At 39.9% G+C, this 13962-nt stretch carries 8 protein-coding genes; 2 read left to right on the forward strand and 6 right to left on the reverse strand.

The window, feature by feature from the left end; all coding sequences use genetic code 11:
- Positions 1 to 21: 21 nt before the first annotated feature.
- Positions 22 to 144 carry a hypothetical protein gene (locus VK159_RS23615; RefSeq protein WP_349254774.1) on the reverse strand — a complete coding sequence of 41 codons (123 nt, stop codon included), beginning with the start codon at positions 142 to 144 and terminating at the stop codon, positions 22 to 24.
- A gap of 624 nt (positions 145 to 768) precedes the next feature.
- On the opposite strand from VK159_RS23615, the gene VK159_RS04275 reads away from it, so the two are divergent.
- Positions 769 to 1386, forward strand: a complete 618-nt coding sequence (locus VK159_RS04275; protein WP_324228905.1) for a lipoprotein — start codon at positions 769 to 771, stop codon at positions 1384 to 1386.
- Between the two features lie 934 nt (positions 1387 to 2320).
- On the opposite strand, the gene VK159_RS04280 is transcribed toward VK159_RS04275, so the two are convergent.
- The 5 genes from VK159_RS04280 to VK159_RS04300 form a co-directional block, all read right to left on the reverse strand.
- Complete coding sequence (locus VK159_RS04280; RefSeq protein ID WP_324228906.1) at positions 2321 to 4345, reverse strand: TonB-dependent receptor; 2025 nt, start codon at positions 4343 to 4345, stop codon at positions 2321 to 2323.
- Position 4346: 1 nt separating this feature from the next.
- Entirely contained in the window at positions 4347 to 6842 is a 2496-nt protein-coding gene (locus VK159_RS04285; RefSeq protein ID WP_324228907.1) for a bifunctional YncE family protein/alkaline phosphatase family protein, read from the reverse strand.
- Between the two features lie 121 nt (positions 6843 to 6963).
- Positions 6964 to 10140, reverse strand: a complete 3177-nt coding sequence (locus VK159_RS04290; RefSeq protein ID WP_324228908.1) for a carboxypeptidase-like regulatory domain-containing protein — start codon at positions 10138 to 10140, stop codon at positions 6964 to 6966.
- A 567-nt stretch (positions 10141 to 10707) separates the two neighbouring features.
- Entirely contained in the window at positions 10708 to 11331 is a 624-nt protein-coding gene (locus VK159_RS04295; RefSeq protein WP_324228909.1) for a response regulator transcription factor, read from the reverse strand.
- Positions 11332 to 11336: 5 nt separating this feature from the next.
- Positions 11337 to 13265 carry a sensor histidine kinase gene (locus VK159_RS04300; protein ID WP_324228910.1) on the reverse strand — a complete coding sequence of 643 codons (1929 nt, stop codon included), beginning with the start codon at positions 13263 to 13265 and terminating at the stop codon, positions 11337 to 11339.
- A gap of 160 nt (positions 13266 to 13425) precedes the next feature.
- Here VK159_RS04300 and VK159_RS04305 point away from each other — a divergent pair, with 160 nt between their 5' ends.
- Positions 13426 to 13941 carry a hypothetical protein gene (locus VK159_RS04305; protein ID WP_324228911.1) on the forward strand — a complete coding sequence of 172 codons (516 nt, stop codon included), beginning with the start codon at positions 13426 to 13428 and terminating at the stop codon, positions 13939 to 13941.
- Positions 13942 to 13962: the final 21 nt, after the last annotated feature.

A 13962-nucleotide genomic window follows, 5' to 3' on the forward strand; every position in this document is an offset into this window, starting at 1 on the left:
CATCTTTTGTTCACGCATCAATTACTGCACCAGCGAATCTGTTCCCCATGGTATGAACCAGTTTCGGGCTTTGCAGGATGAAACATCTATTTCCGGTATTACAATAATCTGCCATTCACTTGCATAACGGATGACCTCCTGAATATCTTCCTGTGTGTAATAAGTTGCAGGCCAAACGGATTTGTGTAATTGCCAACACCCCCACTAAATGCAGTATTTGTTGCAGGCAAGTTGCTCCTGCCTGTAATTGCTCATTTTCCACAACCATTGCCGTTTGCTGATTGAGCAGAAACTGAGACGCCTGTCTGGTTGCCTGTACAGGTTGAAGTATAACAGAACATTGTGCAGCAACTCCCTGTTGCAGGATGAATACAATAGCAAACGTTAGAAAACATCTCGGTAAAAAAAACATATCAAAGTTCTTTGTTGCTTAAATATACCCATTTCAGGAAGAATGGAATCATGCAAACGGATGCGCAACGTTATATCAACTACTGCCATTTTATCCCCGCACATTTCAAGTATCAATCTGCTGCATTGGATCCTGTTTTCATGAATCATATGCAATCTTATTCCCATTCGTGGAACACAATCCGAGGCGTTAGATTAATAAAATGTTCTGAAAGAAGTTACAATGGAACTTAGATCGGGATTTCTCAGCAAGTGGGCTTTCCAATTGTTATCTGAATGATCAGTGTTAGTGATTACGGTGCTGAATATCATTACCTCTTGCCCTTTGTAAGTTGTAACTTCTACCAAACAATCAGGATGAAAAAGCTGATTTCTTTTTTTTCATTGATGTTGTTATTGACAGCCTGCAATAAAGCCCCCAAGGTTTTTTCTGTGAATAATTATACCATGGAGAACGATAGTGCCCGAGCAATCATGGGTGTAAAAGCACTATCTATACCTGATATAACCGGCCTCTGGACAGGGATGGGACATAATATAAAAATCAATATCACCAATGGAATAAACGGGTTAACACTATACTCTGTCGCATTGATAGATATCATGGATTGCAAATTTTGTGGTACTACTATTTTTGATACAGATTTTATGACAGCTGGTGGAAAGCCTTATGTTGAAGTGATTACCTGGGGCGGCGGAGATTCACATGATTTTACACTAACCATAAGTACTTACCTGAAAATTAATAAACTGACTAAGGATACCATTATTGTGCAAACCATGAACAATGCCTTTACAGAAGGTTGGCTCAAGTCAAAAGGATTTAAATTCTTTGTACCCTATATAGAAAAATTGGACAAAGACCGTCGGTTGTATCTTACGGAAGACCTGCCAAGGCTGGCTAATCTCCTTAATGAAGCATACAGTGTACCACAAATTTTTAATATGGCAGATACATTAGTGCGGAAGCAATAGAATTTTAGCTTACGGTTGCGTACCCAACTTTCCAGGCCTCTTTCTTCCCATCCAAGCCTTATGCAAGCCGGGGGCTCACGAAGTGAATCCCTAGATTTTTACATTATAACTATCGGGTTCGGTTACACCAGACCCCCGGCTTACGGAAATTCCCACTGTATGTTGACTATTGCCAATAGATTGTTGCCAATTCCCAAATTCCCCATTGCCCATTATACTGTCTATCCTTCGCTCATCCTTAGTTCTTAAAGGCAGGATACACCCACGATACTCCCTGGATGAAGCGTATCAGATGGAAAGATCCGACTACCCATCATAGGGTTGCCAACCTTCGAAAAGTTGGAAACCTTTACCCCCACTAACAACTAATTCCTTCCAACCTCCTCCTTATCAATTCGTGCAATTCATGTAACCTATCTATCTGTCATGAGGCAGGCCTCCTGCTTAATCTTGAGTCAACCTGTTCCGCATCAAGCGGGAGTCGAAGGTGTGTGTACGTGTTCATTTGTGTTCATCTGTGTTCCGTTTTTCTTCTTCGTGAAAACCAGTCTGCTAACAGGCAAAATCCTGCACTTCGTGGCTTTCAAACCGGATAAAACACAAGAAGCCACTCAAAGTCTGAGTGGCTTCTTGCGCCCGGACGGCTCCGAGCTTATCCGCCATAACTATTTAACAACCGAATTATTACAAGCCTCCAAAATATCGTATCACCAAATGACTCACTAACTTTGTTTCACCTAATTTATCATCTCTCGAATCACTTCAACGATGCATTTACAAAATGAAAATAATAAAAAAAGTAGACCAGAAAACACAGCACTCATTATCAATTTTTCAAACACAGACTTAAAAAATGAGTGAAGTCGATGAGCTAAAATGATGCTTGATGTTTAGGATATCTTCGTATAACTATCACCTTGATTTGCTAACTAATTTACATTTCCACTGCCACCGAAACCCAAACACTCCTCCCCACTCCATTAATGCCCGAACCATGCGTGCGATAATCTTCATTAAAAAGATTCTGAATACCGGTGTTGAATCGAAGTTGCTTCCATTCGTAGCCCGCATAGATATTCAACACATTCCATCCGGGAGTGCCGCCTTTGGGAATACGATTATCATCTTTATCGCCCTGTGCCAATCGGGTTTGCTTTGATGCATACAACCACTCCACTGATGCAAACCATTGGTTCTTTTTATAAGAACTTATGAACCTTCCATTAACCGGAGGAATTCGACGCAAGGGTTCATTCTTTGTTTTGTTGTGACCATAGTTGTAAGAAATATTCCCATTCAACTGTAAACCATTTACAGGCATCCAAGTCAACTCGGCTTCCGCACCAGCGATAAATGCCTTTTCCGTATTTTCTTTTCGATAAACCTGGTAGCCATTAATGATTGTGCCATCTTCTCTTACTCGTGTAATTAAATCATTCAGATGCATGTAGTACACAGCTACATCGCCCTTTAATTTTTTCGAGTTGAACTTGTAACCGGTTTCGAGATTACCTGATTTTTCAGGGTTCAAGTTTGAAGTCGGCAATTCATACCTGAAATCAACAATACCGAGCGTTCCCATATCATCAATATTTGGTGCTCTGTAGCCGGTGCTGTAACCAACATACACATGGTGGTTTCTACTCACTGCATAATTAACGGCAGCATTATATACCATAGCTGAAGGTGTAATATTTACTTTGCCCACACTGCTGTCTTGCAAATTGATGGAAAACGTATTAAACCGTATACCCGCATCAATAAACCAACGCTGAAAATTAAAATGATGTAATGAGTACAAAGAGTAATTGCCATAGGTAGCATCATTTGGATAAAGTCCACGCTTTTGTACGCTTGTATTTGCCTGTACATCCGTATCCACCGTTTTGCTTTTCACTTTATCGATATACATTTCAACTCCACTGTTTGCAGTCCAGAATTTGGAAAAACGGGAATTGATGTCGAGCGTCAATCCGATTGTTTGTACATCATCATTTTCGTTTCTCAACATATTGCTTCCGTTTCTTCTGCTGGTTCTACCTTCATTGGTTTGTTGGTGCGATCCAATCAACGTAAACTTATCAGCCCACTTCTGATTTGTATTCGCTTCGAATTTTACGTATTGCAACTGATGCTTCTGCAAATCAAACTCACTAAGGGCAAAATTTTCAAGTTTTACTCTGTGATACAATGGAATGTGAGTCTGTTGCAACTGCTGATGCGATAAGGTTAATTGCATCGTCTTCGTTACCAAAAACTTTACTTTGGCATTGAGCGACCATTCATCGTAACCGGACGGAGTTTGTTTACCGGTCGTATCGCCACCAATCAAATCACCAAAATCACGCAACGTAATACCACCTGTAAATGCGATTCGTTCAGTGCTATAAGTAAGTGAAGCTCTCGCCGTTTTCTCCATGTTGCCACTCATGTACTTGATCAATCCATTACCACTCAGTTTTGCTTTACCTGTTGTAAAAACCGGTTCTTTACTGAACAGTTGAATCACGCCACCAAGCGCATCTGTTCCGTACTGAACAGAACCTGTGCCTTTCGCTACTTCAATACGATCGATCAAAAACGGATCAATTGTATTTAAATATTGATTGGGACCATAACGATAAGTAGAGTTATTCAACCGGATTCCATCCATTAATAGCAATGTTTGGTTTCCTGTTAATCCACGAACAAATGCGGAGCCTCCACCATGATTTGTTTTCTGAATAAACACACCGTTCATTCCTTGCAAGGCTTCCGGCGTGGTGCGTGGTACAAACTGCTGCAACTGATCTTTACCAATACGTTTTACAGCATAGGGTATTTTCAGCACCTGTTGATTGCTTCTTTGTGCTGTAACAAACACTTCACCTAATTCCTTTGTTTCAGATGAATCAGTTTGTGCAACTACCATCTTTAACGAAGAAAAAAATAGTAACGCAAATAATATTCGCATTTTCATTCTACTTCTTTTTACCCGATTTGGTTTTAGTGTTTTTTTCAACTTCGTTTTCCTCGTCCTCCTCTTCTTCCTCATCTTTCACTTTTAAGAAGGCGCTGCGCCTTGGTGCAGGCATAGGAGAATCTTCACCCTTGATAGCCTTCCACACAATTTCACTAAAGATCAGATCGGGAATCGTGTCTTCTTTTCTAAAATCAAACGTATTGCTTAGTCTTGCGCTGGCTGTATTCCTGCTGTTACGCTCATTCAAATTAATATTGGCAGGCAGCGAAACAAACGGTTTGTAGTCGGGCGTTGCAGTAAACGAATTCCACATGGGAGTGGCAGCCGCATCGTACTGACTCATAGGAGGTAAACCAAGAATCAATTCCATGGTTCGTAACATCGATGATGTTGAATACATGGTATGATCCACAAATCCACGTTTTACAAAAGGACCTGCTAAATATGCAGTGGTGCGGTGTGCATCAACATGATCGGCACCGTTTTGTGCATCATCCTCTACAATAAACACAGCACAATCTTTCCAAATCGGACTGTTAGATAAATGTTCAATAAACAAACCAACGGCCAGATCATTATCTGCAACATGTGCAAAGGGTGTTGGCCGTCCGGTACGTTGTCCTTCAGTATGATCATTGCCAAAACGAACTGTATTAAACTGCGGCACTGCATTCAGTCCCACTAAGGAATCAAACTCCCGCTTCCATTGATAAAAACGTGTTGTATCCGCCACACTTAAATTATAGCCGGTAAAGTATGGGCAGAAATGATTTTCCAAAGCCGGAATATTTGCTTTACCTCCATCTGCAAACTCGCCATAGGTACGATAGCTTACACCTGCACGTTTACAATAATCCCAGATAAATCCTTTCTTCGGATTTGCAACATCACGTTTTCCTTCGCCAGGGTATATACCACCTCTGCCTCCATAACTTGTAACCCAGTTTTTCTCCAGAAAATCAGTTGCATTAGCAGATGTACTCCAGTTATGACCATCAGCACTTACTTCACCATCCGCATAAAAATTATCGAGCAGCACAAATTCCTTAACCAGTTTATGTTGATTGGGTGTAATTTTTTCACCAAACAATACAAGACTTGTATCACCATTTCCTTGAGGAACATCACCCAACACCTGATCGTAGGTTCTATTTTCTTTGATCACATAAAACACATATTTAATGGGAGAAGCGGCCCCCACTTTCATGGGAATAGGATTCCCCACCTCACCTGCTGCATTCATTTCTTTTTCCTTGTTGTAGGGCGTGTTGCTGTACACAGCTTTTGAATACACAGCAAGCGCTGCATCGGCCGGCTCGTCAATAATTGAAAGTGTGCCTTTCATTAATCCACCAATATATCCTGAACGAACTTTTACGCTCGTATCGCCAACATGATGCTCAACTGTTTGTTCCGGTTTACTTGGGTTGGGTCCGGTTGGATTTGCAAATGAAGAAAACCCTTTGCCGTTTGCTACAAATATTTTTTTACCAATTACTTTAATATTGGTTGGATACCATCCAACAGGAATAAATCCTTTTGAACGGCTTCGCCCCGCTGTTGATACATCAAACACTGCTAAACTATTATTATCGGCATTGGCAACATATAAAGTCCTTTCATTTACAGATAACGCAAGTCCATTGGCGGTAGAGCCGGTTGGTGCATCGGGAAACAAAGCAGTATTTAATACTTCCAACACTTTACGTTGTTTGATATCAATTACAGAAACACTATTATCATTGGCGTTGGCAACAAATAACAGAGTTCCGTTTTTGTTCAGCAATAATTCATTCGGATTATCGCCTACTGCAATTTTGGAAGTAATGCTGCGTGTTGTGGTATTAAAAACAATCACTTGATCACCACCCCATGAAGAAATATATAGTTCCTTTTTATCTTTCGATAATAAGCAGGCATAAGCTTCGTATCCAAGTTTTTCTTCATGGACGATTTTCTTTGTGCGAAGTTCAACAACATACAAAGCATTATTCTCTTTTGTTACAACATATAGAAGACCTGCTTGATCATCCAGCGTAATACCGGCAGGCGAAATCTTCGCCGGCCACTTCGCACCAAGTTTAATACTGTCTTTCAACTGCAGCCGGTTGTTTGCAATGGTATATTGAAGAATCCAGTTATCGTTACCGCCGGATGCATAAAGAAATTTTTCATCTTCACTGAATGTGAGACCATACCAGGATTTAGGAATGATAATACTATGCAGGATCTTTTCAGCTTTCGGATCAATCAGTTGAAGACTCTGTACACTTTGTCCGTTGTTGGTGACCGCAATAAAACGTTGCGTTTTTGAAACCGCAATATTTAAAGGAAAATCACCCAACGGCAGCATTCTTCCGGCAGGCGATAAATGCCAGCCATTCGGCAAACGCACTCTTGACTTGTTTAGTTGCTGCTCAAGTGATGCAGCCGTTTGAGCAAATGTGAGTTGACAAATAAAAAAGGATAAAAAAAGAAAAACGAATGATCTCATGATGGTTGATTTAAAATATGTAGCTGCGGGTTATTCAAAACCTAAAGTAAATAAAGTAACCTAACCCCGATTCATCGGCGGCCAGGTTACTGTTATATCTATTTAAATAAAGCCTTCGCTATTAGAATCCATAACGGGCTCCAATCTGAATCTGGTAAGGTGTTCCGTTTGCCTGTTGTACACCCACATTTTCATTTACACGATAGTTGTATTGTTTTGTTGCCTGATCAAATCCGGTTACAAAAAGCAGGTTTTGTGTACCTAAGTTAAAGTTTCTGCCCCACTCTTTATTCAGAAGATTTGCAAAATTGAATACATCAATACTAATGGTAAGCTTTTGTTTCTTCGTGATTTTAAAGTCTTTGGTTAAACGCAGATCAATTGTACCGGCGAATGGATTCTCTCCGCCATTTCTATCTGCAATTTTTCCGAGACTATTCCTGATATAGTCTTTTGCTCTGTTATCCGGATTGCTTAATACTTTTTCCATTGAAGCTTTTATTGCAGATGGAGTTTTTGAATCATTCGGATCAAAAATGAACGCCAAATCATTATCATTTCCAGGACCACCCACAAAATCTCCATTTGTATCTGCATCAATTGTAAGACTGTAACGGGTGCCGCCAATTCCTGTGTAACGGCCGCTCAATGAAAAGCCTTTCCATGTTGGAGTTGAACCAAAGAATACCAGCTTGTGCTTAAACTGATTATCAGAAAAATTAATTTCAGACAGATCACGTGGATCTGACTTAACAGGTCGGAAAGTAGATGTATTTGCTACGTTTCCGTTATAAGATGTATTATCTTTTGTAATATTATACGTGTAGCTGAAATTGATATACCCATCTTTGAAATATCTGTATTCACCATCAATGATAGCTGTATAACCGAAAAGTTTTGCACCATTCGTAAACTCCAATGTGCGCCCTACCGCCTGTGTTTTACGACTCAACACATTGTTGGTGATGCCTGCCGCAGAAATACTTTCAGCAGGAACAAACACTCCCCTGTTCGCTTCATTCGCCAATCTGAAGAATGGCTGATCAACGATGTTACGATCGAGATAAACATAGTTGTTATACGTATATGAGCAAAGCAGATTTACACCAAGCCTCAGTCTTCCATCCAATAAAATTTTATTGTAAGAAAGATTCATTTTAAAAATACTTGGCACCTGTAAGTTCGGATCGTTCAGATTAATGGTTGAAACAGTTGGCACACCGGGAATTAATCCGGGAGCAGTTGAAGGATTATCTCTGTACGAGGGAAAGTTTGGTACCGGAACCAGATTGGGACTTCCGTTTGTTGGACGTGTAACATCAATAGCCGCCACCATTGTACCACTGTTCTGAATATTATTTACCTGTGCATACGTAATAGGATTTGCTGAGAACATACCTGCACCAAATTTAAATACGTCGGTTCGCTTTCCTTTTACATCCCATGTGAACTGTACTCTCGGTTGAATGTTATTCCAGTCAGTTGGATTGTTATCGGTACGTAATCCCAACTCCTGTTCTACAACAGGATTGTAATCACCTGCTGTTAAATAACTCGTTACATCCCAACGCAATCCAAATACTGCATCCACATTTTTCCAGGGCGAAAATTGCATTTCACCAAACAGAGAACCATTAAAAACATATTGCTGCACCGAAGGCACGCCTTTTAACGGAACTTCCCTTGCGTAACGTGAAGGATTCAAATTGTCAAACTCTGCAATGCTGTTAAAAATAAAACGTCCGTTTTGCTCATTTGAAATATAGGTGTCTAAATAGGTAAGCGTATTATCAGTTCCAAAGGTGAAATTATATTTTCCTTTTGTCCAGAAAGTAGTATTGATTAACTGCCACTGATTTTCCAGGTTATCTTCCGGATTAAAACGCTGTCCACCTAATTGTACAGTGGTGTTACCCTGTGTTCCGTTTGGCAATGTAGATCGCACTGTAACGATTGCTCTTGGAATATTTGCAGCCGGCAATTCTGAATTGGGCACAAAGTTTCTGGTAGCAGTTTGATATTGTACTTTCAATTCATTCAGCACATTTCGGTTTACCTGCGTACGAAGTGATAACAGCGAACTGTTTTCCTGCGATTTAAAATCACCCCACACTTCAAACAGGTTGATATTGCTGTTATCATTTACACTGGTTGGATCGTTCCAATTACTGAAGTTGTTTCGGAACGTCAATCGGTTCTTTTCATTAATCTGCCAGTCCAAACGAACGAGCAATGTATTAGCTGTTGTTTTACGGCCAAATTCACCTACTTGTTTATTATTACTCAATCCATATTTATTACGGGCGATGGTGAGCACCTGTTCAAGAGCTTCCTTGCTGATGCGAAGTGAATTTGCATCAGCGTCTGTACGAATATCAGCAATAAAGAAAGGCGCTGATGCATCTTCCCGATCAAAAGCTGTAAAGAAATGAAGTTTGTTTTTAATAATCGGTCCTCCCAAACTAAATCCATACTGATTGTTGCTAAACTTCTGTGTACGCCTGTTTCCTCTGATATCATATTTACTCGCCAACGCATCTGAACGGAAATAATTGAAAACACTTCCTGTAAATGTATTGGTTCCCGATTTAGTAACGGCACTAATAGCACCACCACCCTGCCGGCCTTGTGTTACACTATACACATTCGTAATAATTTCAAATTCACGGATGGCTTCCATTGATAATGAGAATGGGCCACGACCGATTTCACCGCTGGTAAGATTATTTCTTGCACTTACACCATCAATTAAAAAACTGGTAGAAGAAAAACGTTGCCCGCCTAAATTAGAACCATTCGATAACGGAGACAGTGAAGCAAGGTCATTAAAATTTCTGTTGCGGGCCGGTATCTGCCGAATGGTATTGGCATTAATGGCTGTTGTTGCACCAAAGCGATCGATCCTGCTGCTGACAGAATTTGACCGGATCACAATTTCTGAAAGATCAGAACTGTTATCTGACAGAATAAAATCAGAAAGAATCTGATCACCCAAATTGATTGAGATATTTTCCTTTTGTTGTGTTTTGAACCCGATAAAACTTACCTGTATTGTGTAAGGAGTTCCTAATGGCAATTGCCGAAACAAATACACGCCCGATGCATTTGTTTGTGTAGTAGATTTAAAACCGGTAGAACTATTGGTTATAATTACTGTAGCACCTGCCAACGGTTTTTTCTCGTTGTTGATTACCGTTCCTGTTGCTGATGCATCTGTTGACTGAGAAAATGAATAATTCCCCAGTAATAAAACAGAAACGATCAGCATTGCTCGAAGAAGATAAATTCTACTTTTCATTGCAGTTTGTTTTGATATAAAAATTAATGTACTAGTGATGATTACAAGAACCCATACAATTCCGGTTGAAACATCTTAAAGATTACAGATTGAAAAACAACCGCATACTTTTAAACGATCTTTCTTAAGGCTGCGAAACTCAAGGGCTGATGTGATTGAATTCTTATGGGAAGGTTACCAAAAGATTAAGGATATGATTATGTTTTATGTAAACTACTCAAATCAATAAAATTCCTAATCATACCAATATAATTCAGTGTATGCAGCGCTTCTATTTACTTTGAGAAGTATTTAGCTGAACAATATAATTGTTGAAATTATATTTACACATCACGTTCAATTCGTTTGGTTCAAAAGCTACCGCCATGTTGTTGTTGATACGTGAACTTGCCCAAATAAACAACATGCACTAGGCAAGGAGAATCGTAATTGATCAGTGAAATTCTGCTTCGCTTTGTCTGATTGACATAAAAAAAAGGAAACCGGTTGTATTAAGCAGCAATATTTAAATACGCTGAACGCTTAAACTCAGTTATTTGTTATTCCGTGAAAATTATTGCGATCGAATCAAATCAAATTCAGCTTTGCCGCAATCTTTACCATTGCTGCCACATTTTTAGCTTCCAGTTTTAACAGCAAATTCTTGCGATGTGTTTCAACTGTAGCAGCGCTAACGAACAATTTGTCTGCAATTTCCTGTGTGGTTAATCCATCGGCTATTAGTTCAAGTACTTCTTTTTCACGACGGGTAAGAACGGGCAATTCATCGCCCTCTTTTTTTTCAGTGAGTATTGCAGCTTCATGACTTAAAAATGTGTGGCCACGCACCACTGTTTGAATGGCGAACAAAAGCTCTTCTTTTGTTGCATTTTTCAGCACATACCCCGATGCGCCATTCTCCATCATTCTGGTTATAAAACTGTGCTGGTTGAAAGTACTGAGCCCGATGATTGAAATGGCCGGGTATGCCTGGTTCACTTCTTTGCAAAGATCGATGCCGCTTTTATCGGGAAGATTAATGTCCATAAAAATCACATCGGGCCGACGGTTATTCAAAAATGCCAAACAACTTTCAGCATTCATAGCGTGGCCCATCCATTCAATCCCTTTTTCATGTTCCAAAAGTGAACGGATGCCTTCGATCACCATGTAATGATCATCTACAATAAAAACTTTTGTAACCAGGCTCATGTTTTTTATGCTGTCATTTCGATTATCACCGATGTTCCCTTCCCGGGCTGTGAATCCACATCCCATTTCCCTTTTAAAAACTGAATCCGGTTTTGGATATTACTCCACCCGATTCCTTTGGATTGATTCAATATTGATGGATCAAATCCTTTTCCATCATCTTCCACAGTGATTGTTAAAACATCATCATTGTAACTTAACTGCACCACCGCATTTTTTGCCGACGCATGTTTCATTGTATTGTTCAACAACTCCTGTACAATGCGATAAATGGTTACGCTTTTTGTTTGATCAATGTCTGCTTCTTTTAAACCAATCGATTGGTATTGAACCTGCAAAGCTCCGCTTTTATTAATGTCATAACAAAAGTCCTGCATCGCCGTATCAAGTCCAAATTTTACCAGCGCCTCGGGCATCATATTATGAGCCACTCTTCGCATTTCACGAATGCTGCTGTCGAGCATATCAATGCTGCGCCCAAAGGCCTGTGCATTTTCAGGCGTCATAACTAAATTGCCTTTCATATTGTTAAGTGTATATTTTATCCCGGACAACATGCCCCCTAACCCGTCATGCAGATCTTTTGCCAAACGGGTTCGCTCCTGTTCTTCTCCCTTTAATACGGCTTCGGTAGCGGCAAGTTGCTTTTCTGTTTCCAGTTCATTGATACGTTGCTGCTGCAGCTTTTGTTTTTGCCTGTAATTCCTGTACGATAATAATGAAATGATTAGCAGAACAACAGCACCTGCTGCCAACAAATAATTGATAACGCTTTTTTGTTTTAATGCAGCTTGTTGAATTTTTATCTGGCTGTCTTTTCTTTCAGAGTCGTATTTTTTTTCAATGTCAATGATATTCTTTTTGATAAGATCGTTATTGATACTGTCAACAATCATCTCCGATTGAAGGGCGTATTGCTGGCCCGCAACCACTTCCTGCAATCCAAAATGTATTCGGGAAAGCAGCTCCAGTATCTTCGCTTTTTCAGGAAGCATTTGTTCTTCGTTCGCAATTTGTAATGCATTTAACGCCATTGCTTTGGCCTGTTCAAAATCTTTTCTGAAAAAATAGTAAACGCCAAGTCCACGGTAGCTTACAGCTTTGGTTTCGCTGCTATTGACAATATTGGATAATTCCAGCGCCTTTCCATAATAGTTTTTCAATTGATCATATTCGCCTTTGCTGTAATGCAGATCGGCCAAGTTGAGCAGTTGGGCCGCCTGCATTTCAACATGCCCAATGTTTTTACTAATCGCAAAGGCTTCTTTCCAGCTGCTTTCTGCTTCCCGGTACTTTTTTCTCTTTGAATAACTCATTCCCAAATTAGTGAGTGCGTTACCCAGCCAGATCGAATCTTCGTTTTTCCGAAAATAGTTTACGGCAGCTTCGCCGTATTGAATAGACCGGTCATAATCTCTCAGGTCGTAGTATAAAAGCTGAAGGATATCATACGATCTGGCTACCATCGAACTGTCCTTATTTCCGGCAAATACTTTTTTGCCTTCTTCATAAAACGTAGCAGCCATTTCATATTGCGACAGCAGCCTGTAAGAGGTGCCGGTATTAAACAACGCTTTGCCAAGTACAACAGGATCATTCAGCTTTTTTGCTATTTCAACAGATTGCAGATTTAATACAAGACTTGAATCGTATTGGCCTTGCAGATTGAGTATGTACGTATAATTAAAAATGTAACGGGCCTCTCCTTCCGCATACTTGATCTTTTTACTCACCTCACCTGCTTTCTTGTAATAATATTTAGCAAGCTCAGGTGTATTGTTTTCATATTGCTGGCCAATATTAATGTACAGGTCTACTGCCTCTTTATTGTCTTTTACCTGCGGTAATAACTTCAACAAACTGTCTCTATTCATCAATACCTGTGCATGAGCAGTGGTAAACAGAAAGACCGTATAGAAAAGTAGTTTTTTCATTCAAATAAAGTAAACCAAAAATATCTTATTACAAATAAAAAGGACTATTCCCAAACTTCTTATCCCCGTTTTCCATGATATACCATCCTGAAAATCCTGTTTTTCAGGGAAATGGTTCCAACGTTCGGGGTGCTACGTTTACATCGTAAATCATTCCAACATGAAACGTTTATTTCAATTTTTACTGCTTATTGTGTTAACAGCGTCTTTTACCTCTGCTGATATACAATTAAAACAACAGACTTTTTTACAGATGGTTGATGCGAAAGGTCAGCTTATACAAGGTAGCAGCGTACAACGTGGCTATGAACGGCTGATCATTGCAACTTCTTTCTCGGGTGTTACTACCGGCAATGCACAGGTGAGTTATACGATGCCTTCCGGTGGAGCTTCTGCAGTATTAGCAACCATGCAAGGCAGCAAGCAAAAACTTCCATATGCTGTTTTTACAATTACTGAACCCGGGGAAGCACGATTGAATGTATTGTCCACAGTTCGTCTTGAATCTGTCAGCATCATTCGTGTAGAAGATGTAAATGGCAGCACCAACGTAACTCTGCAGGCAGCAAGAATCGGCACCACATATTTTCAGCAAAATCTTAAAACAGGTGTAAGAACGATCAGCGGTAAAACGGGATTTGATTACACAACAGGACAAACATGGAATTCATTTTAACCGAAACCTTATTCAAAAACA

This window comes from Lacibacter sp. (genome assembly GCF_035299325.1).
Lineage (GTDB): Bacteria > Bacteroidota > Bacteroidia > Chitinophagales > Chitinophagaceae > Lacibacter.